Source organism: Ruegeria sp. HKCCA4008 (assembly GCF_013033125.1).
Lineage (GTDB): Bacteria > Pseudomonadota > Alphaproteobacteria > Rhodobacterales > Rhodobacteraceae > Ruegeria.
The window spans coordinates 17,851-41,347 of the sequence record NZ_WQDM01000006.1 but is presented as its reverse complement, the minus strand read 5'-3'; the positions used below and the strand labels follow the sequence as shown (position 1 = coordinate 41,347).

The following is a 23,497-nucleotide window of genomic DNA, read 5'->3' as shown; positions in this document are numbered from 1 at the left end:
CTGGACAAAAACGCCCCCATGTGACAAGAGCCGCGCCAACAGGAGACACCCATGACAACCACCCGTTTCGCCCCGTCGCCCACCGGTTACATCCATGTGGGCAACCTGCGCACCGCCCTGATGAACTATCTGATTGCCCGCAAGGCAGGAGGTACGTTCATCCTGCGCATCGATGATACCGACCCCGAACGGTCGAAAGAAGAATATGTCGATGCCATCAAGCAGGACCTGGAATGGCTGGGTTTGCATTGGGACCGGGTCGAGCGTCAGTCGGACCGTCTGGACCGCTATGCCGAAGCGGCCGACAAGCTGCGCGCGATGGGTCGTTTGTACGAAGCGTTCGAAACGCCGACCGAACTGGATCTGAAACGCAAGAAGCAACTGAACATGGGCAAGCCGCCGGTCTATGACCGCGCTGCGCTGAACCTGTCGGAGGCCGAAAAAGAAGCCTTGCGCGCCGAACGTGGCAACGGCGTCTGGCGCTTCAAGCTGGATCATGAACGTATCGAATGGAATGACGGCATTCTTGGCGACATCTCGATTGATGCGGCTTCGGTTTCCGATCCGGTTCTGATCCGTGGCGATGGTCAGGTTCTCTATACGATTGCGTCGGTTGTGGATGATACTGAAATGGGCGTAACTGATGTCGTACGGGGTTCGGACCATGTGACCAACACGGCGACGCAGATCCAGATCATCGAGGCGCTGGGCGGGCGTTGTCCGCGTTTTGCCCACCATTCTCTGCTGACTGGTCCGCAGGGTGAGGCATTGTCGAAACGGCTGGGCACGCTGGCTTTGCGCGATCTTCGCGAACAGGGTGTGCAACCGATGGCGTTGCTGAGCCTGATGGCGCGTCTGGGCTCGTCTGATCCGGTTGAGCTGCGCTCGGAAATGGCCGAGCTGATCGACGGATTTGATGTGAACCGGTTTGGTGCCGCGCCGACCAAGTTCGATGTACAGGACCTGTTCCCGCTGACCGCCAGGTATTTGCAATCGCTGCCGCTGTCCGATGTGGCCGGTGCCGTTGCGGATGCCGGTGTTCCCGATGAATTGGCAGAACCTTTCTGGGCCATGGCCCGTGAAAACATCACCACCCTGGCCGATCTCAAGGGCTGGTGGGAACTGTGCCGTGACGGGGCAGATCCCCTGATCGCCGATGAAGATCAGGAATTCATTGCCCAGGCGATGGCTTTGCTGCCCGAAGGTCCGTTCGACGGTGAGACCTGGAGCACCTGGACCAAAGCCGTGAAAGAAGCAACCGGTCGCAAGGGTAAAGGCCTGTTCATGCCGCTGCGCAAAGCGCTGACCGGCAAGGAGCGCGGCCCGGAAATGGCAGCGCTGATGCCGTTGCTACAGGTGATCCGCGCGCGCGGCTAACGTGGTGGCACATCAGATTTCTGGGCCACGTCTTTGGCGTGGCCCTTTTTTGTTTACGCTGGTTGCACAAATCGAACCGACAAACTGGTCAGGCGGTCATCGACAAAATCACGTTCGACAGGTTTGAGTTGCTGGTGGCGTGGATAACGCGGTTCGGCGCGATCATTCAGGATCGGGGCATCCCATCCGGTTGTCGTCTCAAAGAATCGATCCGCGCCGTCCTCGCCGAATGCCCGCAAGTAACCCTGCACGACAACGTCGATATAGCTGAGCAGCAATGGATGGTGATTGCTGGGCTCGCTGTGCCGATCCTGAGGGACGGCGTAGACAGCTATTTCGACATCGTGCGTCAGGGGATGCGAAACCGACTGCGTTGCAGGAATTCGGTCATACGCCCATTCCCGTTCATCCAGCGCGGCCCAGTCATTTTTTGGAACATGCGCAATCATGCCTTCGATCTCTGACTCCGGGTCGGGCACGGCAGTCAGAAACGCCACGGGTCGCAGATCGGTATGCCGCCAGGCCCGCCGCCAACCCTTCAGTCGCGCGGGGCGCGGATCGGGGAAATCATGCGTCGCGAGGTTCACGAGGCTGCCATAGCCAAAGAAATAGGGGTCGGCCATCCAAGAAGTGTCCTTTGGGTCGATTGATGTATGTCAAACCGCTTTTTTCCCGGACATGCAATAAGGTTGCATCTTGTATTTAGGGAGGCCCTCATGCGGATTACCAAAAGGACGAATATCGCTGTGCGCCTGTTGATGTATTGCGCAGCTCACCCGGACAGGCTGGTCACGAAATCCGAAATCGCCGAAGTGTGCAACATTTCGGAAAACCATCTGGCGCAGGTGATCAATCAGCTGAGCCAGCTGAACTATCTGAGCACGCAGCGCGGTCGAAACGGTGGCATGTCGCTGGCGCGCCCGGCGGATCAGATCCGCATCGGTGCGGTGTTCCGGCATGTTGAAGGGGCTTTGCCCATTGCCGAGTGTTTCGCCGATGCAGACAACACGTGCCCTCTTACGGATGCCTGCCGGCTGAGGCTTGCGCTTCAGGACGCGGCAGAGGTGTTCTATGCGTCCCTGGACGATGTTACCCTGGATGCGCTGGTATGTGACAACGATCCGCTGCTGAGGCTCTTGCAGCCCGTGGCCTGCGTGCGCTGATTTCAATCGCTCGCACGCAATATACGCGCCGGACGCACCGCAAGCGGACGCAGGGCAAATGCCAGCCCAGCGCATAACGTGACGCCTATCCCGGCCAGTACGATGCCGAAGGCCGATGACCAGATGACCGTGAACTCTGTGTCGAAGATGTAGGTGGCAACGGCCCATCCGCCCAGAATACCAACGAACAGCGCGACGCAACCCGCAGCGGCCCCAAGCAAAACGGATCGCAGGCCAAAGCTGCGCAGGATACTGCCACGATCTGCACCCAATGTCCTGAGGATCGCTGCTTCGTATCTGCGGGCAGGTTCGCCCGCCGCCGCTGCGCCGATCAGAACCAAAAATCCTGTCAGCAGCGATACTCCTGCACCGTACGAGGTCGCTGCGGCGATGCCTGCCAGCAGGCCCGAGACGCGATCAATGGCGTCGCGCACCCGGATGGCCGTGATATTGGGGAACTGGCCGGCAAGATCCCGCAGGATGGCCGCCTCGGCCTGTTCTTCGGCATAGACCGTCGCGATAAAGCTGTGCGGCGCACCAGCCAGCGCAGAGGGGTTCATCGACATGACAAAGCCGATTCCCGCGGTAGAGAAATCCACCTCGCGCAGTGACGTCAGCTCTGCCGTGATGTCACGTCCCAGGATATTGACGGTCAGTTGGTCGCCCAGGTTCAGGCCCATCTCTTCGGCTTCTTCGGCGGCAAAGCTGACCTGCGGCGCACCTGCGTAATCTTCGGCCCACCACTCCCCTGCGGTCAGGCGTGCGTTCGGCGGCGGTTGAACCGAATAGGTCACGCCGCGATCCCCTTCCAGCACCCAGTGATCTCCGGCCACGTCCCGAGCGGGCTGGCCGTTGATCTGCGTGATGATCCCGCGCAACATCGGCGCGCTTTCAATGCGGCTGACCGCGGGGTCGCTTTGCAGGCGTTCGGTAAAGCCGGGCATTTGATCTTTCTGGATGTCTACAAAGAAGTACGACGGCGCAACATCCGGCAGGTTGCCCGAAATGGCGTTGCGCAGGGTCCCGTCGATCTGCCCGACCGCAGCCAGCACCGACAGGCCCAGTCCCAGTGACAGAACCACAGATCCTGCACCTTCGCGTGGGTCCGAGATGGCCGACAACGCCCATCTGACCGTGGGTCGCCCGCGGGCCAACGAAGTCCCAGCCCGGGCCAGTTTGCGAATGGCATAAGCGGCGAGGGCCAACAGCGCCAGTGCACCGACAAGCCCGCCGCCGGTCCAGACAGTAAGCCGCGTCGAGCCGCTGAACCATGATGCCAGGGCGATCAGCAACAACAGCCCGGCACCGGTTGCCACGACGTAAATCAGACGTGGAAAGGGGCGGGCCGAGCTTAACGCGTCGCGAAACAACGTCGCGGCGCGCACATCCTCGGTGCGGGCCAACGGCCAAAGGGTGAACAGGAACGCTGTGAGCAGACCGTATATTGCTGCCTCGATCAGCGGCTGTGGATAAAGGGAAAACACTGCTGGAACCGGCAATTGACTTTCCAGCAGCGGGGCCAGAACAAGCGGCGCCAATCCACCCAGCGTCAGGCCGATCACGATCCCGAAGACGGACAGAACGCCAATTTGAATCATGTAGGTTTGAAAAATGGTGGCGCGATCGGCCCCCAAGGTACGCAGAGTCGCAACGGTTTCCGTCTTCTGCGCCAGATAAGCACGCACGGCGGCAGAAACCCCGATGCCTCCGACGGCAAGCCCGGACAGCCCGACAAGGACAAGAAATGCACTCAGGCGATTGACGAACTCGGATATCCCGGGGGCACCGTTGCGTGCATCCGTCCAGCGCATTCCCGTGCCTTCGAATGCCGCGTCAGCCCTTGCGGATACCTCTGAAAGATCTGCGTTCCGGGGCAGGATCATCCTGTATTTTGTCGTAAACAGCGTTCCGGGTTCCAGCAGACCGGACGCCTGCAACGCCTGGGTTCGCACCAGAGTGCGCGGCCCAAGGCCAAACCCATCCGCCGCGCTGTCGGGCTCGTCCAGCAAGGCAGCCGTCAGGATGAACTCTTGCGTCCCAAGTGAAAACCGATCACCGACGGACAACCCAAGCCGGTCCATCAGCACAGGTTCCATCACGGCCCCGGGCAAGCCGAAACTGCCGTTCAGGGCGTCTTCCAGCGGGATTTCGGGTTCCAGCCGTACCGAGCCGACAAGTGGGTACGCGTTGTCGACCGACTTGACCTGAGTCAGCGCTCGTTCCGGACCTGTCGCGCCGGGCACAACGGCCATCGAGCGGAAATCGACAACCTCGGACATCTGGACGGATGTCTGTTGCATCCAGTCGCGCTCGGCCTCATCGGCAAAACGATAGGTGAATTCAAGTTCGGCATCGCCCCCCAGCAGTGAGGCCCCTTCTTGCGCAAGCCCAGCCTGTATGGCCTGCCGCACCGACCCGACGGCCGCGATGGCTGCGACCCCCAACGCCAAACAGGCCAGAAAGATCCGAAAACCACTCAGGCCTCCGCGCAGCTCGCGGCGGGCGAGCCGCCCGGCCATCCGCAGGCTCATTCCGCAGCCTCCTGCCGGGTCTCTTCGGCGATCCTGCCGTCACGCAACCGAACGACCCGATCACATTTTTCGGCCAATGAATGGCTGTGTGTCACCAGAACCAGGGTTGCATCGTATTTCCGGCGCAGACCAAACAGCAAATCAACAATTGCGGCCCCGTTGGTTTCGTCCAGGTTCCCGGTCGGTTCATCAGCCAACAGGATTTTGGGGCGCGGCGCAGATGCTCGTGCCAAGGCAACACGCTGTTGTTCTCCGCCCGACAGTTGCGCCGGGTAATGATCGCGACGGTGCGACAGGCCAACGGCGTCCAGCTCTTGCTCGGCCCGGTCGAACGCATCCTTGTGCCCTGCAAGTTCCAGTGGGGTTGCCACGTTTTCAAGCGCGGTCATCGTCGGGATCAGGTGGAAGTTCTGAAACACCACCCCCATACTGTCGCGTCGAAACCGGGCCAGAGCGTCCTCATCCATGTCGGTCAGGTCCTGACCCAGCGCCATGATTTGACCGTGCGTCGCCTGTTCCAACCCCGCCATCAACATCAGCAGCGAAGACTTGCCCGAGCCAGAAGGCCCGATCAGCCCCAGCGTCTCGCCCTTGTTCACAGTCAACGTAATGTCATGCAGAATATCGACCCGCCCGGCATTGCCATCCAGGGACAAAGAGGCATCTTGGAGGGCGAGAACAGCAGTCGTCATGGGTCTACCCGAAAAAGGAGCGGTCTTTTGGGATATGGAGCGATCACCACGTTGCGCAAGGCTTTGATGGCAGGCCTTTTCACGTGGTGCGGTTTTGCGGCCACAGCCGAACAAGTGGTGATTGCGGCATTGGGGGACTCGCTGACTCAGGGTTATGGGCTGGTGGAGGAAAGCGGGTTTGTTCCGCAGCTTGAACGCTGGTTGCAGACGCAGGGCGCGGATGTCCGCGTCATCAACGCAGGTGTTTCGGGTGACACGACGGCGGGCGGGGCCGCGCGTGTGGACTGGACCCTGACACCGGATGTGGATGGCATGATCGTTGCCCTTGGCGGCAACGACCTGCTGCGGGGGATCGACCCTGCAGTATCAAAGGCCAATCTGCGCAGGATCCTGGACGTGGCGCGGAGCGCGAATGTACCGGTTCTGCTGATCGGTATGCAGGCGCCGGGCAACTACGGGGCCGATTACAAGCAAGCTTTCGACGGAATGTACCCAGACATTGCGAAGGAGTTCGACGTCCTCTTCGCCGCCAGTTTCTTTGAAGGGCTTGCGGCCGAGGGCGACCCCGGTGCGGTATCGCAGTTCATGCAGCCGGACGGAATACATCCAAACGCGGATGGGGTGGCAAAGATCGTTGAATCACTGGGGCCGTCCGTTCTGAAGCTTGTTGATCAGGCGGGGCAAGCGGAATAGGCGCCCATCCATGGGCGCCTAGACGACCGTGACAACTGTTCCGATCGGGACCCGGTTGTACAAATCGATCACATGCTCGTTCAGCATTCTTATGCACCCGTTGGACACTGCCCGGCCGATGGTCTGCGGCTGCGTCGTGCCGTGGATGCGGAAATACGTATCGACACCGTTCTGGAACAGATACAGCGCGCGCGCGCCCAGCGGGTTATCTCCGCCGCCGGGTTGGACATAGTCGTTGTCCTTGAATTTGGCGTAAGCGACGGGATCACGTTCGATCATCTCATCGGTCGGGCGCCAGGTCGGCCATTCCTTTTTCACATCGATGGTGGCCGTGCCGGTAAACTCCAACCCCGCTTTGCCGACGCCGCATCCATAGCGGATCGCCTTGCGAGGTTCCGTGACGTAGTAAAGGTAGAACGACCGGGGCGCGACCAGCAGCTGACCAGGTACGAACTGTTTCTTGATGCGCACGAATTGCGGTGCCGGATCATACTCGACCGCCTTTTTGGCGCTGGCGATGCCTGGCAACATGCTTGCTGCTGTTCCGGCCAGAAAAATACGGCGTGTAAACATCGAAACCCTCGTCGAATGACCAATGAAACTGAAACCAATTTCATCATGATACGATATTTGGTCAATTCTAGGGCAGACATCACGTGGACGTGATGTGTCCTGCCTGCCACCCGAGGTGGTGGCGGGAAAGGGGCGAGGGGGATCCCCTCACCCGAAATCAAGCTCAGGCCAGCTGGATGCTGTCGGCGCTTTCGCGGCCGTCACGACCGGCGCGCAGCTCGTACGTGACTTTCTGGTTGTCGGCTAGGCCGGTCAGGCCCGAACGTTCGACAGCCGAGATGTGTACGAATACATCTTTGCCGCCCTCTTCCGGTGCGATGAAGCCGAAGCCTTTGGTGGTGTTGAACCATTTTACGGTGCCTGCTGGCATATCCGTGTCTCCTGTTTGAGTGCTGCCCACGGAGTTGCGGCAGCCTGGCGTCGTCGGTCTGTATCGATAGACTGACTGCCGATGAAGGAGACAGTAGGTCGAATAGAAAAACGTAAGCACTTTGCATATGGCATCGGGGCGGGGGTGTGACAAGGGATTTTGTTTGATTTGTGCAGGGGCATGAGGGATTTCCGCCGTGCCCACAGCCCCGGGGAGGCTAGTTTTCTTTCACGGTGCCGCAGCCTTGCCCAGCATCGACGAACAGGTTGAACGGTCAATCCTAGTTATCACTGATGTCGTGCAGAGTGGTGTTCATGTCACCAGATGGTCACCGCCTTTTTCACTGCAATGCAGGGCGCGATGCGGCTTGCGTCAATCGCGATCGCTTTCCCGTCCAGGCGCGGGCGATCAAGCCAGCCAAGATCCGGATGAAGGCACCTTAGTCGCGCCTGCGTTTGCACCGGTTGAATACCGGTTTGTGACGCGCGCATTCTTTGTCAAAATCGCGCCCGAGAAAGTCGTCGTGATGGATAGAGGCTATCCCGCGCCACACGCCTGCCGTTGACGCAAGGCATGCGCTGCGATTCCAGAAACGAAAGCGCCGGGCATGCCCGTTACCCATAAAGTGCGCGGGCCTCGGCGAAGGACAACAGACGACGGTTCTTCTCGTCCCACAGGTGAAGCCGCGCATTGGCGAGGCTTTCCCGGATGGTCATCCGGTTGCTGTTTGCCAGTTCTTCATGATCGCGCAGCACCTCGGTCAGGCGGTAGAACGGAATGCGGCTGTAGAGGTGGTGTACATGGTGGATGCCGATATTGGCGCTGAACCATTGCAACACTGAGGGCAGGATATAGTGCGAACTTCCGTGCAGCGCTGCTTCATGCAGTTGCCAGTCTGCATCGGCGTCCCAATGCGTGTTCTCGAACTGGTGTTGTACATAAAACAGCCAAACTCCGGCCGTTGCGGCAATCAGAGTCGACGGCAGAAAGATCAGCAACATCGGCATCAGCCCGCCAAAATAGTAGATGGCCACAAGGGCAATCAGAATGGCAAGATTGGTCGCCATCGCGCTGACCCAGAACCTGACGCTGTTTGTCAGGCCCAGCGGAAGGCGGTTTTGAAACAGAAACAGATAACCGGGGCCAAGCACGAACAGAGTGATCGGGTTCCGGTACACGCGGTACCAGAACCTGTTCAGTGGTGTTTTGGCGCGGTATTCCGCCACGGTCAGGGTGTGGACATCGCCCATCCCGCGCTTGTCCAGGTTGCCGGAACTGTTGTGATGCGTGGAATGCGTGCGGCGCCAGACATCATATGGTGTCAGTGTCAGAACTCCGATGCCGCGCCCGATCCAGTCGCTGACGGCCCGGTTTTTGAAGAATGCGCCGTGCCCGCAATCATGCTGGATGGCAAACAAGCGCAACAGAAAGGCCGCATTGAGGGCGGAAATCACAAAGGCCAGCCAATAGCTGACTGAAAGTGACATCCAGGACAATGCCCACAGTCCGATAAAGGGGATAATGCTTACACCCAGCTCAAAAGCGCTGCGCATTTGGTCCGGTTCGCGATATTTGGCAAGCGTTGTTACCCAGTCACGTGCGGCGGTGGTCTCCGGCTTGTCGCGGAGCGAGAGAGAGGGTTCAGTCATACGCCTGCCAGTCTAGTGTTTGTAGGCCACCGGATAGACGACCACCCCGACATAGCAAGCGGTTTTTCTTAAAGGCGCTGCATTTCACGGTCACTTTTCGGTCAAAGGCCGGCAGAGGTGCCCTTTGCGTAACACCTGGCTCAAGACCTCATGCCGGCGTCCCGGGGCGCAGGGCAATCTACAGGCTTGTCAAGTGCGGTTATCGGGCCTATACGCCTGCGGTGGCTTTCCGCCACGAGAATCAAAAACCAAGAAATGCCGTGTTTGGCCCATCACGCTTCGGGGTCATATCCGGCTTAGGAGAAGCGACATGAAACTGAACGAACTGCGCGACAATCCAGGCGCCAGCCCGAAACGCACCCGCGTTGGCCGTGGTCCGGGTTCCGGCAAAGGTAAAATGGGTGGCCGTGGTATCAAAGGCCAGAAATCCCGTTCGGGTGTGGCCATCAACGGCTACGAAGGCGGTCAGATGCCATTGTACCAGCGTCTGCCAAAGCGTGGCTTCAGCAAGCCGAACCGCAAAGCATTCGCCGTTGTTAACTTGGGCCTGATCCAGAAATTTGTCGAAGCCGGCAAGCTGGATGCTTCGGCTGCGATCACCGAAGACGCTCTGGTTGCGTCCGGTCTGGTCCGCCGCAAGCTGGACGGTATCCGCGTTCTGGCCAAAGGCGAAATCAGCGCCAAAGTGAACCTGGAAGTAACCGGTGCTTCGAAGTCTGCCGTTGAGGCAGTTGAAAAAGCGGGCGGTTCACTGAAGGTCACAAAAGCTGCTGCGGCAGAGTAATCGCTTGTGAGCGGGCAAAGACCCGCTTACATAGACCTCAGAGTTTTCCAAGACGCCGTCCGAGCCGGAAAACGGTTCCGGGCGGCGTTTGCATAAGAGAGACCGATTTATGGTATCAGCAGCAGAACAAATGGCAGCCAACACAAGCTGGGCTGCTTTGGGCAAGGCCACCGATCTGCGCAACCGCATCCTGTTTACGCTGGGTTTGCTGATCGTCTATCGTCTGGGCACCTTTATTCCGGTGCCGGGGATTGACGGAGCGGCTTTGCGCGAATTCATGGAGCAGGCGGGGCAGGGCATCGGCGGCATGATTTCGATGTTCACCGGCGGGGCGCTGGGGCGGATGGGCATCTTTGCCCTCGGCATCATGCCTTACATCTCGGCCTCGATCATCGTTCAACTGCTGACATCCATGGTTCCCGCGCTCGAACAGCTCAAGAAAGAGGGCGAGCAGGGGCGCAAGAAGATCAACCAGTACACCCGGTTCGGCACCGTGGCTCTGGCCACCGTTCAGGCTTATGGTCTGGCCGTTTCGCTGGAATCGGGCGATCTGGCGACTGATCCGGGGCTCTATTTCCGCATGTCGACCATGATAACGCTGGTTGGCGGTACCATGTTCCTGATGTGGCTGGGTGAGCAGATCACTGCACGCGGGATCGGCAACGGTATCTCTTTGATCATCTTCGTCGGCATCATTGCCGAAGTTCCGGCTGCTCTGGCGCAGTTCTTTGCAAGCGGCCGCAGCGGTGCGATCAGCCCTGCCGTGATCGTTGGCGTGATCGTCATGGTGATCGCCGTGATCACCTTCGTGGTGTTCATGGAGCGCGCCCTGCGCAAGATCCACATTCAGTACCCGCGTCGTCAGGCCGGTATGAAAGTCTACGAAGGCGGCTCAAGCCACCTGCCGGTCAAGGTCAACCCTGCGGGTGTCATTCCGGCGATCTTCGCCAGCTCGCTGCTGCTGCTGCCGGTCACGATCTCGACCTTCTCGTCCGGTGCTGCCAACGGGCCGGTCATGTCGTGGCTGCTGGCCAATTTCGGCCCCGGACAGCCGCTTTACCTTCTGTTCTTTGCCTCGATGATCGTGTTCTTCGCCTATTTCTATACGTTCAACGTGTCGTTCAAACCGGATGATGTGGCGGACAACCTGAAAAAGCAGAACGGTTTTGTGCCCGGCATCCGGCCCGGCAAGAAAACCGCCGAGTATCTGGAATACGTGGTCAACCGCGTGCTGGTTCTGGGTTCGGCCTATCTGGCGGCGGTCTGTCTGCTGCCCGAAATTCTGCGGGGCCAGTTTGCCATTCCGTTCTATTTCGGTGGCACCTCGGTTCTGATTATCGTCTCTGTGACCATGGACACGATCCAGCAGGTCCAGAGCCACCTGTTGGCGCATCAATACGAAGGGCTTATCGAAAAGTCCCAGCTGCGCGGCAAAGGCAAGAAACGCGGCAGAAAGGGAGCTGCTCGCCGATGAACATCATTCTTCTGGGCCCCCCGGGGGCAGGCAAGGGAACGCAGGCGCGTCACCTGGTAGAGACCCGCGGGATGGTGCAGCTCAGCACCGGGGATATGCTGCGCGAGGCCAAGACCAGCGGAACCGAAATGGGCCAGAAGGTTGCCGCGATCATGGACGCGGGCAAGCTGGTCACCGATGAGATCGTGATCGGCCTGATTGAGGAAAAACTGACCACCGAAAAAGGCGCCGGTTTCATCTTTGACGGCTTCCCCCGCACTTTGGCACAGGCCGACGCGCTGTCGGCTCTGCTGACCAAGCTGGGCCAGTCCCTGCATACCGTGATCGAGATGCGCGTGGATGACGATGCTCTGGTGGAGCGGATTACCGCGCGGTCAACCTGCGGCGGATGTGGTGAGGTCTATAACGACAAGACCAAGCCGATCCCGGCTGACGGCAAGTGCACCAATTGCGGCAAGGAAAATGACTTCGTTCGTCGCGCCGACGATAACGAAGACAGTCTGCGCACTCGGTTGATGGAATACTACAAGAAGACCTCACCGCTGATTGGCTATTACTACGCCAAGGGCGATCTGCGCCCCGTGAACGGGCTGGCGGACATCAAGGAAGTCACAGCGTCGATCGAGGCCATTCTCGGCTGATTTCAATATGGGCTTGACGGCACCGCCAAAAGCCCATATCGACCCCCATCCCTAAAGGGAATCAAGACCGCGTGCGGGATTCGTCCCAACCGCCCCGACCACCTCGAATAATGCTGAACCCTCTGGCCACACTGCCACGGTAAAGCGTTGTGAAAAAAGGTTCTGGAGTTACGGAACCGCAACGAAAAGGAAAGTGACACGTGGCACGTATTGCCGGCGTAAACATCCCGACTGCAAAGCGGGTACCTATCGCCCTCACATATATCACCGGTATCGGAAACACCTCGGCCAAAGCGATCTGCGAAGCCGTGGGCATTGAAGCGCACCGTCGCGTCAACGAACTGTCCGACGCCGAAGTTCTGGCCATCCGCGAGCACATCGACGCAAATTTCACCGTTGAAGGTGACCTGCGTCGTGAAGTTCAGATGAACGTCAAGCGCCTGATGGACCTGGGCTGCTATCGCGGTCTGCGTCACCGCCGCAACCTGCCGGTTCGCGGGCAGCGTACCCACACCAACGCTCGTACCCGCAAAGGCCCCGCAAAGGCCATCGCTGGTAAGAAGAAATAAGGGAGGGTCTGACCGATGGCACGTGACAAGACTCGCGTTAAGCGCAAAGAGCGTAAGAACATCGCATCGGGCGTTGCCCATGTGAATTCGACCTTCAACAACACCAAGATCCTGATCTCGGACGTACAGGGCAACGCCATCTCGTGGTCGTCTGCCGGTACCATGGGCTTCAAGGGATCGCGGAAATCGACCCCCTACGCCGCTCAGATGGCTGCGGAAGACGCAGGCAAGAAGGCGCAGGAACATGGCGTCAAGACGCTGGAAGTCGAAGTTCAGGGCCCCGGTTCGGGCCGTGAATCGGCACTGCGCGCGCTGGCTGCCGTGGGCTTCAACATCACGTCGATCCGCGACGTGACACCGATTGCTCACAACGGCTGCCGCCCGCCGAAACGTCGTCGCGTCTAAGCGATTTTGAATTGAGCTGGGGCTGTGTTTCTGCACGGCCCCAGCACGTCATTTTGAACCTCGGGCGTCTGCACCTTGTTGGTCATGGGGCGCGGACAGGAATGGAGGGATTACATGATCCACAAGAATTGGGCAGAATTGATCAAGCCGACCCAGCTGGAAGCCAAGCCGGGCAATGATCCTGCACGTCAAGCCACCCTGGTTGCCGAACCGCTGGAGCGTGGCTTTGGTCTGACCTTGGGCAACGCCCTGCGCCGCGTCCTGATGAGCTCGCTGCAAGGTGCGGCCATCACCAGCGTCCAGATCGACAACGTCCTGCACGAGTTTTCGAGCGTGGCAGGCGTTCGTGAAGACGTCACTGACATCATCCTGAACCTCAAGCAGGTTGCCCTGCGCATGGAAGTCGAAGGCCCCAAGCGCCTGTCGATCAATGCCAAAGGCCCCGCGGTTGTCACTGCGGGTGACATCAGCGAAAGCGCCGGCATCGAGGTTCTGAACCGCGATCACGTCATCTGCCACCTCGACGATGGCGCTGACCTGTTCATGGAGCTGACCGTCAACACCGGCAAGGGCTATGTCTCGGCCGAGAAGAACAAGCCCGAAGACGCACCCATCGGCCTGATTCCGATTGATGCGATCTATTCGCCGGTCAAAAAGGTCGCTTATGACGTTCAGCCGACCCGTGAAGGTCAGGTTCTGGACTATGACAAACTGACCCTGAAGATCGAAACCGATGGTTCGATCACGCCGGAAGACGCACTGGCCTTTGCCGCTCGTATCCTTCAGGATCAGCTGTCGATCTTCGTCAACTTCGACGAGCCGGAATCGGCAAGCCGTCAGGACGAGGACGATGGTCTGGAGTTCAACCCGCTGCTGCTGAAGAAGGTGGACGAGCTGGAACTGTCGGTCCGTTCGGCAAACTGCCTGAAGAACGACAACATCGTCTATATCGGCGACCTGATCCAAAAGACCGAAGCCGAGATGCTGCGCACCCCGAACTTCGGCCGCAAGTCGCTGAACGAGATCAAGGAAGTGCTGTCCGGCATGGGCCTGCACCTGGGCATGGATGTCGAGGATTGGCCGCCGGACAACATCGAAGATTTGGCCAAGAAATTCGAAGACGCGTTCTAAGCGCGTCTTCCCCAATGCCCGGCCCAAAGTGGGAATATCCGGGGACCATATGGGCATTCCCGCCCCAAGGAGAGCCGGTGACACGCATCGCCGGCCAGACAAAGCAAAACGCAAAAGAAGGAACTAGAAAATGCGTCACGCACGTGGTTATCGCCGCCTGAACCGTACTCATGAGCACCGCAAGGCGCTGTTTGCGAACATGGCTGGCTCGCTCATCGAGCATGAGCAAATCAAAACAACTCTGCCCAAGGCAAAAGAACTGCGCCCGATCGTTGAAAAACTGATCACTCTGGGCAAGCGCGGCGACCTGCACGCCCGCCGTCAGGCCGCAGCACAGCTGAAGGAAGACAAAGACGTCGCCAAGCTGTTCGAAGTTCTGGGCCCCCGCTACGCCGAGCGTCAGGGCGGTTATGTCCGCATTCTGAAAGCTGGCTTCCGCTATGGCGATATGGCCCCGATGGCGATCATCGAATTCGTTGATCGTGATCTGGACGCCAAAGGTGCGGCTGACAAAGCCCGCGTTGCCGCCGAAGAGGCAGCAGACGAAGAATAAGATCTGACCCAAGGTCACGGTCGAACCTCCGTTCGGGAAACCGGACGGAGGTTTTTTCGTTATGGCATGTCCGACATGTTGCGGGGCATACCCGACCGCCGACTTGCAATTCAGATTTTGTGTCAGCATATCTGGGCCAATCGCAAAAAACGGAGCCACCATGATCCGCGTAATGCTGACCCTTGTTGCCTTGACCTGCGCGACGCAAGGAATGGCCGAAACGAAAGTTCCGCAGTCACAGGCCGAGATTTCGTTGGGATTTGCCCCGGTCGTGAAACAGGCATCGCCGGCGGTTGTGAACATCTATGCCAAGATCGTCCGGCAGGGCCGGGCAAGCCCGTTTTTCTCGGACCCGTTCTTTCAGGATTTCTTTGGCCGGGGGTTTGGCGAACCACGTCAGCGGGTTCAAAACTCGTTGGGTTCCGGGGTTATCCTGTCTGACGATGGGTATGTTGTTTCCAACTATCACGTGGTCGGGTCCGCGACCGAGATCCGGGTTGTCACCACGGATCGGCGCGAGTTCTCGGCCGAGGTTGTGCTGGGCCATGAGGAAAGCGATATCGCGATCCTGCGTTTGAAGGAGGCCGAAGACCTGCCCTATCTGACCCTTCGCGATTCCGATCAGGTCGAGGTTGGAGAGCTGGCCCTGGCCATCGGAAACCCGTTCGGGGTGGGGCAGACGGTGTCGTCCGGAATCATCTCGGGGCTGGCGCGCACGGGCACGGCAACCGGGAATGGTCGCGGGTATTTCATCCAGACGGATGCGGCAATCAATCCGGGCAACTCCGGCGGGGCGCTGATCGATGTGAATAGCCAACTGATCGGGATCAATACCTCGATTCTGACCCGATCGGGTGGGTCAAACGGAATAGGCTTTGCCATCCCCGCCAATCTGGTGGCGCAATTCCTCAAGCAGGCGCAGCAGGGAAACGAAACCTTCGTCAGCCCGTGGGCGGGAATGTCGGGTCAACACATGAGCGCGGATATCGCGGAATCCCTTGGTCTGGCCATCCCGTTGGGCGTTGTGATCTCTGATCTGCATGAGCTCAGCCCTTTGCGCGACGCAGGGTTCAGAGTGGGAGACGTGGTAACCCATGTGGACGGGGATGAGGTCAATTCACCCGCCGAGATGAAGTTTCGGATGTCGGTCGCCGGAGTGGGCGGAACCTCGGTTCTGACCCGTCTGCGCGGCGACCAAAGTGAAGATGTCGAGGTGGCGCTTATCAAAGCCCCCGATGTTCCGGCCGCCGAAGAAACGACGTTGAATGACAGAACCGTTCTTCCGGGGTTGGTGGTGTCCCGGGTCAATCCCGCGGTGATCACCAGGATGGGATTGTCGCTGTCGCTGACCGGTGTCATCGTGGTGGATCCCGGCCCGTATGGCGGAAGGGCGGGATTGCGAACCGGTGATATTCTTGAAAGCATCAATGCCGATGAGATCCAGCGCCCTCGGGACGTTGAGACCGCGCTGACCGATCCGGGCCGTTACGTGCAGATAGGTCTGGTGCGCGGGGGGCGGTCCGTCTCTTTGCGGTTCCGGCTGTGACCTGTGAGTGATCTGTTCGATACCGGGGCGGCAGAACCTGCCGCTTCTCCTCGCCGGCCTCTGGCTGACCGGTTGCGGCCTCGATCCCTGGCCGAGGTGATCGGGCAGGAGCAGGTGCTGGGCCCCGAGGCCCCTCTGGGTGTCATGCTGGCGGCAGGCAGTTTGTCCAGCCTGATCTTCTGGGGCCCACCCGGAGTTGGAAAGACCACGATTGCACGGCTGTTGGCACAGGAAACCGATCTGCATTTCGTTCAGATCAGTGCGATCTTCACCGGTGTGCCGGATCTGAAGAAAGTCTTCGAGGCCGCGAAGATACGCCGCGAGAACGGGCAGGGCACCTTGTTGTTCGTGGACGAGATTCACCGCTTCAACAAGGCTCAGCAAGATGGGTTTCTGCCCCATATGGAAGACGGGACCATCCTGTTGGTCGGCGCAACCACCGAGAACCCGTCATTCGAGTTGAATGCCGCTGTGCTCAGCCGGTCGCAGGTGCTGGTGCTGGAACGGTTGAGCCTTGCCGATCTGGAGCGTCTGACCCAGCGGGCCGAGAAAGAGTTGGGCCGCGCGTTGCCATTGACGCCTGCCGCCCGCGATGCGTTGCAAGAGATGGCCGACGGCGACGGTCGGGCTTTGCTGAACCTGATCGAACAGGTTTCGGCGTGGAAGGTGGACGCGCCGCTGGCCCCCGACGCGCTGTCAACGCGTTTGATGCGGCGAGCTGCAAAATACGACAAATCCGGTGATGAGCATTACAACCTGATCTCGGCCCTGCACAAATCGGTGCGCGGATCTGACCCCGATGCGGCCTTGTATTGGTTCGCGCGCATGCTGACCGGGGGCGAAGATCCGCGGTATCTTGCGCGCAGGATCACACGCATGGCGGTCGAGGACATAGGCCTGGCCGATCCGCAGGCGCAGGCCATTTGTTTGCAATCGTGGGAAACCTACGAACGTCTGGGTTCACCCGAGGGCGAGTTGGCGCTTGCTCAAGCGCTGGTCTATCTTGCCCTGGCGCCAAAATCCAACGGCGCCTATGTCGGCTACAAGGCGGCAATGCGGCTGGCCAAGCAATCCGGCAGCGAGCCACCGCCCAAGCATATCCTGAACGCGCCGACCTCTTTGATGAAGGATCAGGGTTACGGCGCGGGCTATGCCTATGACCATGATGCCGAGGACGGGTTTTCCGGTCAGAACTACTTCCCCGAGACGATGAAACGCCCGGTTTTGTATCAGCCGGTCGAGCGCGGTTTCGAGCGTGAACTAAAGAAACGCCTCGATTATTTTGCCAAGCTGCGGACACAGCGGAACAGCTAGTAACGTAGGGTCAGTCGTAAAGGTTCCGCCGCGTCACAGGCGACAGGATTGAAATTGGACGCTTCCCTTGGGTCAACGCTTGCAGGGGAGGGCTTGATATGCCGGTTTCAATCGAAAAATCCGAAGATGTCTGGACCGTCATTCATGACAGGCCGGATGCGCGGAACGCCGTTGATACGAAACATGCCGAGGCTCTGGTTGAGGCATTTCTGAGTTTCGAGGCCAGTTCGGCCAAGGCTGCGGTATTCTGGGGCAAAGGTGGCAATTTCTGTGCAGGGTGGGATCTGAAACTTGCCGCATCGCTGGCCGATCCCGAACGGCGCGAGGCGTATTTCGACAAACATGGCTTTCCCATCGGTTCGGCCCCGTCAACGCTGGGGCCCATGGGGCCGTCGCGGCTGGAGCTTTCGAAACCTGTCATCGGCGCGATAGAAGGCGCGGCAGTGGCCGGAGGAATGGAGCTTGCCTTGTGGTGCGATATCCGGGTCATGGCGGAAACGGCTTACTTGGGTGTGTTTTGCCGCCGCTGGGGGATTACCCTGATGGATGGTGGTTCGGTCAGGTTGCCGCGTCTGGTGGGGCAGGGCAAGGCGTTGGAGATTGCTCTGACCGGTCGCAAGGTCGAGGCGGAGGAGTGTTACAGGATTGGGCTGGCGGAAAAGGTCGTTCCGCATGGCGCAGCACGAAAGGCGGCTGAAGACATGGCACATGATATCGCCCGTTTCCCGCAAGAGGCCGTTCGGGCAGACCGCCGGTCGATCATCGAAACCCGTGGAATGCCGGTTCGTGACGCGCTGAAGGTTGAATGGGCCAACGGGTTGGATGCCATTCGCCGCGAAGGAACCGCTGGTGCGGCCCGTTTTCGGGATGGAGCGGGGCGGCACGGCGACTTCTCGAACATCTGAGATCCAGAGCCTGATACCTTGACTCTTGCCGCGTTGCGCGCGACAGACGCCCATGATTTCTGGGACACGGATAAACACGCAATCCGGGCGGATCACCCGCGCGGAAAAAGGGGTAACGGCATGAGTGGCGTGCAGATGATTACAGTCGCCGAAGGGGATGGGGACCAGCGCGTGGATCGCTGGCTGCGCCGCCTGTTTCCGCATGTCAGCCAGGGGCGCATTGAAAAGATGTGCCGCAAGGGAGAATTGCGTGTTGACGGTAGCCGTGCCAAGGCCTCGACCCGGTTGGAGGCAGGGCAGGTTGTTCGCGTGCCGCCTTTGCCGGACGCTGATCACAAACCGGCTGAGGTCAAGCATCACATCTCGGATGCGGATGCCAAGATGATCCAATCCTGCGTGATCTACCGCGACGATCACATTCTGGCGCTGAACAAGCCGCATGGTCTGCCGGTGCAGGGCGGCAGCGGGCAGACAAGGCATGTTGACAGCTTGTCCGAAGCGCTGCGGTTCGGCTATGACGAGAACCCTCGGCTGGTTCATAGATTGGACAAGGACACGTCAGGTGTTCTGCTGCTGGCACGCACGCGTGAGGCCGCCAAGGGTCTGACGGCCGCTTTCCGTCACCGTGATACGCGCAAGATCTACTGGGCGCTGGTTGCCGGTGTTCCAACGCCGTACCTGGGTGAGATCAAGACCGGCCTTGTCAAGGCGCCCGGTCATGGCAAGCACGGCGAGGGTGAAAAGATGATCCCCGTGCATATGAACGAAATTGACAGCACTCCGGGCGCAAAACGCGCGCATACGCATTATGCAACACTCTATCGAGTTGCCGGCCGCGCCGCCTGGGTCGCGATGGAGCCGATCACCGGACGTACGCACCAATTGAGGGCGCATATGGCCGCAATCGGACATCCGATTATCGGCGACGGAAAATACGGCGGTTCGGGTCAGGAAAACCTTGGCGACGGATGGGGCGCGCAACTGGGTGGGATCATCAGCAAAAAGCTGCATCTGCACGCACGGCGGCTGTCCTTCCTGCATCCGGTGACGCGGAAACCAGTGACCGTGACGGCGCCCTTGCCCGAGCATATGAAGCATAGCTGGGACACGTTCGGATGGAGCGAGGATCTGGCGGCTGACGACCCGTTTGAGGCGCTGCAATGAGCGCACCCTTGCGGCTGGTCCTGTTCGACGTCGACGGCACTCTGGTCGACAGTCAGGGCAGTATCGTTCATTGCATGACCGCCAGCTTTCAGGCCGCCTCCGTGCCGGTTCCGACGCGAAAGGCGATCCTGTCCATCGTCGGCTTGTCGCTGCCGCATGCCATCGCCCGGTTGGCGCCGGAACAGCCTCTTTCGGTACAGAACGATCTGGTCGATGGGTATAAAGAGGCCTATCACGCCCATCGTCTTGAATTGGGCGCGGCAAGTTCGCCGCTGTACCCCGGTGCGCGCGAGGCGATTGAAGCGTTGCATGCCGTGCCCGAAGTGCTTCTTGGCGTGGCAACCGGCAAGTCGCAGCGCGGGTTGGACGCATTGATCGAAGCCCACCGGCTGGAACCGTATTTCGTGACCCGGCAGGTCGCGGATCACCACCCGTCAAAGCCGCATCCGTCCATGGTGCAGACCGCATTGGCGGAAACCGGGGTCGATCCGGCCTGCGCAGTGATGATCGGCGACACGAGCTTTGACATGGATATGGCTGCGGCCGCCGGTGTTCGCGGCATCGGCGTCATCTGGGGCTATCATGACCGATCGGCTCTGACCGCAGCTTCTTGCATTATCGAAACCTTTGACCAGTTGCCCAATGCGCTGGCTGGGATGTGGAATTGAAAGATGAGTGACTGGAAACCGAAACGCTTCTGGAAGGACAGCACCGTTGCCGCGGTTGATGGCGGCTTCACCGTCGAACTGGATGGCCGCAGGGTCAAAACACCCGCCAAAGCAGACCTGATCTTGCCAACCCGCCCCATGGCCGAAGCGGTGGCAGGGGAATGGGACGCACAGGAAAAAGAAGTTGATCCTGCCGTGATGCCGTTCACCCGTTCTGCAAATGCAGCGATTGACAAAGTCCGCATCCAGCACGGGGAAGTAGCCGACATGCTGGCCGATTACGGCGATTCCGATTTATTGTGTTATCGCGCAACCCACCCGCAGGAGTTGCAGGATCGTCAGAGCGCCGAATGGGACCCCGCCCTGGATTGGGCCGAGACCGCGCTGTCTGCCCGTCTGGTTCCGGTTGCGGGCGTCTTGCATCAACCGCAGCCGGAATCCGCCCTGGCGAAATTGCGTTCTCGGGTGCACGGGCTGGATGCGTTCCAACTGGCCGCTTTTCACGATCTTGTCAGCTTGTCGGGGTCATTGATTCTTGGCTTTGCGGCTGCCATGAATTGGCGCAATCCGGACGAAATATGGCGCATTTCAAGATTGGATGAAACCTGGCAAATTGAACAATGGGGCCATGACGAAGAAGCCCATCAGGTTGCCGAGGCCAAGAAAGCAGCCTTTATGCATGCCAAACGCTTCTTTGAATTATCGGTTTGATCCTAAATTCCGGTTTTTTGAGCAAATCTGTAAACAGCTTGGGGCCTGATCCATCGATTTCGATGATCCGGCCCTTGACGTTTGTTTATGAATACGCCCAAACTCAGTGCCACTAAAGGGGAGACACCTTTGGGGTAACCTATCCGGCATCCACTTGCCGGGCAGAGCCGTCTCGGACGAGGCGGAAAATCAGGAAGAGGTAAAAATGAAAAAATCCGTAATCTTGGGCGCGGCAACGATTGCCGGTCTTGCTGCTGGCGCAGCCATGGCAGGGACCGTTGACGACGTTAAAGCACGCGGCAAGCTGAATTGTGGTGTGACCACCGGTCTGGTTGGTTTTGCTGCGCCCGACGCAAATGGCGAATGGCAAGGCTTTGACGTATCGCTGTGCCGCGCCGTTGCTGCTGCCGTTCTGGGTGACGCCAACGCCGTTGAATTCGTTCCGACCACTGGTAAGACACGTTTTACCGCTCTGGCCTCGGGCGAGATCGACATGCTGGCAAGAAACACCACCTGGACCTTCAGCCGCGACGTCGACCTGAAGTTCGAATTCACCGGTGTGAACTATTATGACGGTCAGGGCTTCATGGTTCCCAAGGCGCTGGGCGTCAGCTCGGCCAAGGAACTGGACGGCGCCCGTGTCTGCATCCAGACCGGCACCACCACCGAGCTGAACCTGGCCGATTTCTTCCGTGCCAACAACATCAGCTACGAGCCGGTTCCGATCGAAACCAACGCCGAAGCGCAGCAGCAGTACCTGGCTGGTGCATGTGACGTTTACACCACTGATGCATCGGGCCTGGCCGCAACCCGCGCAACCTTCGAAGCGCCGGACGAGCACATCCTGCTGCCCGAAATCATCTCGAAAGAGCCGCTGGGCCCGCTGGTCCGTCATGGCGACCACGAGTGGGGCGACGTTGTCCGCTGGACCCTGAACGCACTGATTTCGGCTGAAGAGCTGGGCGTGACCTCGGCAAATATCGACGAGCTGAGCGCCGGCACCGACAACCCGGAAATCAACCGCCTGCTGGGTACAGAAGGCACTCTGGGTGAAATGCTGGGTCTGGACGCCGACTGGGCGGCCAAAGCGATCAAAGCTGGCGGCAACTATGGTGAAATCTTCGCCAAGAACATCGGTGAAGAAACACCGATCGGCCTGGCGCGCGGCCTGAACGCACAGTGGACCGAAGGCGGCCTGCTGTACTCGCCACCGTTCCGTTAAGGCATCAATGGAAGAGGGCGTGGGGCAACCTGCGCCCTCTTCTACAATAAATTGCTGCGGGCAGATGCAGAGCGGGGAAAACCTCGCCGAAATGAAACAGCTCGCAAGCCACGGGGATCCCAAAATATGTCGACTATGACTGACCCACCGAAAGCTGATTTTCGGTTGTCTATGCTCATAAACGATACCCGCTATCGCTCTCTTACATTTCAGGTGATTGCGGCCATCGTCATTGCGCTTTCCATTTGGTATCTGGGCAACAACCTGATCCAGAACCTCAGGGCCGCAGGGCTCAATATTTCCTATGCTTTCCTCGGCGATTCCGCCGGGTACGACATCAACCAGCGTCTTGTTGAATATGACAGTCAGTCATCGCATGCACGCGCGGCACTTGTCGGTTTGCTGAACACACTGCTCGTGGCCTTCCTGGCCTGTATCACCGCAACGGTTTTCGGTGTGATCGCGGGTGTTCTGAGACTGTCGAACAACTGGCTCGTGTCGAAGCTGATGGCAGTATATGTCGAGATCTTCCGGAACATCCCGGTTCTGATCTGGATCATCATCATCTTCACGATCATGACGGCCGTGTTGCCGGCGCCCAGCGCGTTCCGGGGGGAAAACCCGACGTCTTCAATGCTGTTTGGGTCCTTTGCCTTTACCAATCGAGGCATCTATTTTCCCCGTCCCGAGTTCGCCAATGGCCTGTTTGCATCGACAGCCCTGAACTGGTTGCTGGTCATCGCCGTCCTGATCGGATCGTGGTTCGTCAGTGGCGAAGTCGAAAAACGCGCGACCAAGAAGCAGGAAGAAACCGGCGAGCGCCCCGCGACGCTGTTGCCCAAACTGGCAATCTGGCTGGTGCCTTTTGTGCTGTTGATGATCATCATGGGCCTGACCTGGGATGTCCCCGAGCTGAAGCGCTTTAACTTCAGCGGTGGACTGAATGCCGGTGGTCCTTTGATTGCGCTGTGGTTTGCCCTGTCGATCTATACGGGTGCCTTTATCGCGGAAAACGTGCGTGCGGGCATTCAGGCGATCAGCAAAGGTCAGACCGAGGCGGCCGCCGCGTTGGGCCTGCGTCAGGGACGGATCATGAAACTGGTCATCCTGCCCCAGGCATTGCGGGTCATCATCCCGCCGCTGATCTCGCAGTATCTGAATATCACCAAGAACTCGTCTCTCGCGATTGCCGTTGGCTATGCGGATATCACCGCAACACTGGGTGGTATTACCCTGAACCAGACCGGCCGGGCGATTGAATGCGTTCTGCTGCTGATGTTGTTCTACCTCACGGCCTCGCTGCTGATTTCGACGGGGATGAACATCTACAACGCTTCCGTCAAGCTGAAGGAGCGCTGAGCC

At 59.3% G+C, this 23,497-nt stretch carries 24 protein-coding genes; 18 read left to right on the top strand and 6 right to left on the bottom strand.

The features are described 5' to 3' along the window. Positions 1-51 precede the first annotated feature (51 nt). Positions 52-1,377, top strand: a complete 1,326-nt coding sequence (gene gltX / locus GOW60_RS13870; RefSeq protein ID WP_171229735.1) for a glutamate--tRNA ligase — start codon at positions 52-54, stop codon at positions 1,375-1,377. Positions 1,378-1,430: 53 nt separating this feature from the next. Here the strand turns inward: gltX and GOW60_RS13865 are convergent, their stop codons facing one another. Next, a complete protein-coding gene (locus tag GOW60_RS13865) occupies positions 1,431-2,000 on the bottom strand; it encodes a gamma-glutamylcyclotransferase family protein (RefSeq protein WP_170346429.1) in 570 nt (189 codons plus the stop codon). 93 nt (positions 2,001-2,093) lie between these two features. Between GOW60_RS13865 and GOW60_RS13860 the strand changes: the two genes are divergently transcribed. Beyond that, positions 2,094-2,540: an Rrf2 family transcriptional regulator gene (locus tag GOW60_RS13860; RefSeq protein ID WP_170346430.1), complete on the top strand. Its 447-nt coding sequence runs from the start codon at positions 2,094-2,096 to the stop codon at positions 2,538-2,540. A 2-nt stretch (positions 2,541-2,542) separates the two neighbouring features. On the opposite strand, the gene GOW60_RS13855 is transcribed toward GOW60_RS13860, so the two are convergent. Beyond that, positions 2,543-5,071: an ABC transporter permease gene (locus GOW60_RS13855; RefSeq protein WP_171229734.1), complete on the bottom strand. Its 2,529-nt coding sequence runs from the start codon at positions 5,069-5,071 to the stop codon at positions 2,543-2,545. Then, positions 5,068-5,763 (bottom strand): ABC transporter ATP-binding protein, encoded by a 696-nt coding sequence (locus GOW60_RS13850; protein WP_171229733.1) that lies wholly within the window; start codon positions 5,761-5,763, stop codon positions 5,068-5,070. Before GOW60_RS13850 ends, GOW60_RS13855 begins: the two co-directional genes overlap by 4 nt. Positions 5,764-5,829: 66 nt before the next feature. Here GOW60_RS13850 and GOW60_RS13845 point away from each other — a divergent pair, with 66 nt between their 5' ends. Continuing rightward, positions 5,830-6,456, top strand: a complete 627-nt coding sequence (locus tag GOW60_RS13845; protein ID WP_171229885.1) for an arylesterase — start codon at positions 5,830-5,832, stop codon at positions 6,454-6,456. An 18-nt stretch (positions 6,457-6,474) separates the two neighbouring features. On the opposite strand, the gene GOW60_RS13840 is transcribed toward GOW60_RS13845, so the two are convergent. From GOW60_RS13840 to GOW60_RS13830, 3 genes are all read right to left on the bottom strand, one after another. Further along, positions 6,475-7,029, bottom strand: a complete 555-nt coding sequence (locus GOW60_RS13840; protein ID WP_171229732.1) for a L,D-transpeptidase — start codon at positions 7,027-7,029, stop codon at positions 6,475-6,477. 163 nt (positions 7,030-7,192) lie between these two features. After that, positions 7,193-7,399, bottom strand: a complete 207-nt coding sequence (locus GOW60_RS13835) for a cold-shock protein (RefSeq protein WP_152456904.1) — start codon at positions 7,397-7,399, stop codon at positions 7,193-7,195. 614 nt (positions 7,400-8,013) lie between these two features. Then, complete coding sequence (locus GOW60_RS13830; protein ID WP_171229731.1) at positions 8,014-9,048, bottom strand: fatty acid desaturase; 1,035 nt, start codon at positions 9,046-9,048, stop codon at positions 8,014-8,016. Positions 9,049-9,358: 310 nt separating this feature from the next. Between GOW60_RS13830 and rplO the strand changes: the two genes are divergently transcribed. From rplO to GOW60_RS13755, 15 genes are all read left to right on the top strand, one after another. Next, on the top strand, positions 9,359-9,832 hold the full coding sequence (gene rplO, locus GOW60_RS13825; protein WP_171229730.1) for a 50S ribosomal protein L15: 474 nt from the start codon (positions 9,359-9,361) through the stop codon (positions 9,830-9,832). Positions 9,833-9,941: 109 nt separating this feature from the next. Next, positions 9,942-11,306: a preprotein translocase subunit SecY gene (secY, locus tag GOW60_RS13820; protein WP_152456907.1), complete on the top strand. Its 1,365-nt coding sequence runs from the start codon at positions 9,942-9,944 to the stop codon at positions 11,304-11,306. Beyond that, positions 11,303-11,947: an adenylate kinase gene (locus GOW60_RS13815; RefSeq protein WP_152456908.1), complete on the top strand. Its 645-nt coding sequence runs from the start codon at positions 11,303-11,305 to the stop codon at positions 11,945-11,947. The genes secY and GOW60_RS13815 overlap by 4 nt, the downstream gene beginning before the upstream one ends. Before the next feature lie 200 nt (positions 11,948-12,147). Beyond that, the gene (rpsM, locus tag GOW60_RS13810; RefSeq protein WP_008757392.1) at positions 12,148-12,516 is read left to right on the top strand and encodes a 30S ribosomal protein S13; all 369 of its coding nucleotides are present in this window, start codon (positions 12,148-12,150) and stop codon (positions 12,514-12,516) included. 15 nt (positions 12,517-12,531) lie between these two features. Further along, entirely contained in the window at positions 12,532-12,921 is a 390-nt protein-coding gene (rpsK, locus tag GOW60_RS13805) for a 30S ribosomal protein S11 (RefSeq protein WP_008757289.1), read from the top strand. A 114-nt stretch (positions 12,922-13,035) separates the two neighbouring features. Then, positions 13,036-14,052 carry a DNA-directed RNA polymerase subunit alpha gene (locus tag GOW60_RS13800; protein WP_117870179.1) on the top strand — a complete coding sequence of 339 codons (1,017 nt, stop codon included), beginning with the start codon at positions 13,036-13,038 and terminating at the stop codon, positions 14,050-14,052. A 130-nt stretch (positions 14,053-14,182) separates the two neighbouring features. Then, entirely contained in the window at positions 14,183-14,605 is a 423-nt protein-coding gene (gene rplQ / locus GOW60_RS13795; RefSeq protein WP_152456909.1) for a 50S ribosomal protein L17, read from the top strand. Positions 14,606-14,765: 160 nt separating this feature from the next. Beyond that, a complete protein-coding gene (locus tag GOW60_RS13790) occupies positions 14,766-16,151 on the top strand; it encodes a trypsin-like peptidase domain-containing protein (protein WP_171229729.1) in 1,386 nt (461 codons plus the stop codon). A 3-nt stretch (positions 16,152-16,154) separates the two neighbouring features. Next, entirely contained in the window at positions 16,155-17,465 is a 1,311-nt protein-coding gene (locus GOW60_RS13785) for a replication-associated recombination protein A (RefSeq protein WP_171229728.1), read from the top strand. A 98-nt stretch (positions 17,466-17,563) separates the two neighbouring features. Then, positions 17,564-18,370: a crotonase/enoyl-CoA hydratase family protein gene (locus tag GOW60_RS13780; RefSeq protein WP_152456912.1), complete on the top strand. Its 807-nt coding sequence runs from the start codon at positions 17,564-17,566 to the stop codon at positions 18,368-18,370. Between the two features lie 120 nt (positions 18,371-18,490). Beyond that, complete coding sequence (locus tag GOW60_RS13775) at positions 18,491-19,534, top strand: RluA family pseudouridine synthase (protein WP_171229727.1); 1,044 nt, start codon at positions 18,491-18,493, stop codon at positions 19,532-19,534. Then, positions 19,531-20,202: an HAD-IA family hydrolase gene (locus GOW60_RS13770; protein ID WP_171229726.1), complete on the top strand. Its 672-nt coding sequence runs from the start codon at positions 19,531-19,533 to the stop codon at positions 20,200-20,202. The genes GOW60_RS13775 and GOW60_RS13770 overlap by 4 nt, the downstream gene beginning before the upstream one ends. A gap of 3 nt (positions 20,203-20,205) precedes the next feature. Next, complete coding sequence (locus GOW60_RS13765) at positions 20,206-20,913, top strand: ATP12 family chaperone protein (RefSeq protein WP_171229725.1); 708 nt, start codon at positions 20,206-20,208, stop codon at positions 20,911-20,913. A 205-nt stretch (positions 20,914-21,118) separates the two neighbouring features. Continuing rightward, entirely contained in the window at positions 21,119-22,135 is a 1,017-nt protein-coding gene (locus GOW60_RS13760; RefSeq protein ID WP_152456916.1) for an amino acid ABC transporter substrate-binding protein, read from the top strand. 126 nt (positions 22,136-22,261) lie between these two features. Then, positions 22,262-23,494, top strand: a complete 1,233-nt coding sequence (locus GOW60_RS13755; RefSeq protein ID WP_152456917.1) for an amino acid ABC transporter permease — start codon at positions 22,262-22,264, stop codon at positions 23,492-23,494. Positions 23,495-23,497: the final 3 nt, after the last annotated feature.

Excerpts from the sequence above, each read along its gene's own strand:
- GOW60_RS13855 (WP_171229734.1), bottom strand. The coding sequence starts at position 5,071 with ATGAGCCTGCGGATGGCCGGGCGGCTCGCCCGCCGCGAGCTGCGCGGA.
- GOW60_RS13840 (WP_171229732.1), bottom strand. The coding sequence starts at position 7,029 with ATGTTTACACGCCGTATTTTTCTGGCCGGAACAGCAGCAAGCATGTTG.
- GOW60_RS13790 (WP_171229729.1), top strand. The coding sequence starts at position 14,766 with ATGATCCGCGTAATGCTGACCCTTGTTGCCTTGACCTGCGCGACGCAA.
- GOW60_RS13800 (WP_117870179.1), top strand. The coding sequence starts at position 13,036 with ATGATCCACAAGAATTGGGCAGAATTGATCAAGCCGACCCAGCTGGAA.
- GOW60_RS13775 (WP_171229727.1), top strand. The coding sequence starts at position 18,491 with ATGAGTGGCGTGCAGATGATTACAGTCGCCGAAGGGGATGGGGACCAG.
- GOW60_RS13865 (WP_170346429.1), bottom strand. The coding sequence starts at position 2,000 with ATGGCCGACCCCTATTTCTTTGGCTATGGCAGCCTCGTGAACCTCGCG.
- GOW60_RS13860 (WP_170346430.1), top strand. The coding sequence starts at position 2,094 with ATGCGGATTACCAAAAGGACGAATATCGCTGTGCGCCTGTTGATGTAT.
- rplQ (WP_152456909.1), top strand. The coding sequence starts at position 14,183 with ATGCGTCACGCACGTGGTTATCGCCGCCTGAACCGTACTCATGAGCAC.
- rplO (WP_171229730.1), top strand. The coding sequence starts at position 9,359 with ATGAAACTGAACGAACTGCGCGACAATCCAGGCGCCAGCCCGAAACGC.
- GOW60_RS13780 (WP_152456912.1), top strand. The coding sequence starts at position 17,564 with ATGCCGGTTTCAATCGAAAAATCCGAAGATGTCTGGACCGTCATTCAT.
- GOW60_RS13770 (WP_171229726.1), top strand. The coding sequence starts at position 19,531 with ATGAGCGCACCCTTGCGGCTGGTCCTGTTCGACGTCGACGGCACTCTG.
- secY (WP_152456907.1), top strand. The coding sequence starts at position 9,942 with ATGGTATCAGCAGCAGAACAAATGGCAGCCAACACAAGCTGGGCTGCT.
- GOW60_RS13815 (WP_152456908.1), top strand. The coding sequence starts at position 11,303 with ATGAACATCATTCTTCTGGGCCCCCCGGGGGCAGGCAAGGGAACGCAG.
- GOW60_RS13755 (WP_152456917.1), top strand. The coding sequence starts at position 22,262 with ATGTCGACTATGACTGACCCACCGAAAGCTGATTTTCGGTTGTCTATG.
- GOW60_RS13835 (WP_152456904.1), bottom strand. The coding sequence starts at position 7,399 with ATGCCAGCAGGCACCGTAAAATGGTTCAACACCACCAAAGGCTTCGGC.
- GOW60_RS13850 (WP_171229733.1), bottom strand. The coding sequence starts at position 5,763 with ATGACGACTGCTGTTCTCGCCCTCCAAGATGCCTCTTTGTCCCTGGAT.
- GOW60_RS13845 (WP_171229885.1), top strand. The coding sequence starts at position 5,830 with ATGGCAGGCCTTTTCACGTGGTGCGGTTTTGCGGCCACAGCCGAACAA.
- GOW60_RS13760 (WP_152456916.1), top strand. The coding sequence starts at position 21,119 with ATGAAAAAATCCGTAATCTTGGGCGCGGCAACGATTGCCGGTCTTGCT.
- GOW60_RS13830 (WP_171229731.1), bottom strand. The coding sequence starts at position 9,048 with ATGACTGAACCCTCTCTCTCGCTCCGCGACAAGCCGGAGACCACCGCC.
- GOW60_RS13765 (WP_171229725.1), top strand. The coding sequence starts at position 20,206 with ATGAGTGACTGGAAACCGAAACGCTTCTGGAAGGACAGCACCGTTGCC.
- rpsK (WP_008757289.1), top strand. The coding sequence starts at position 12,532 with ATGGCACGTGACAAGACTCGCGTTAAGCGCAAAGAGCGTAAGAACATC.
- gltX (WP_171229735.1), top strand. The coding sequence starts at position 52 with ATGACAACCACCCGTTTCGCCCCGTCGCCCACCGGTTACATCCATGTG.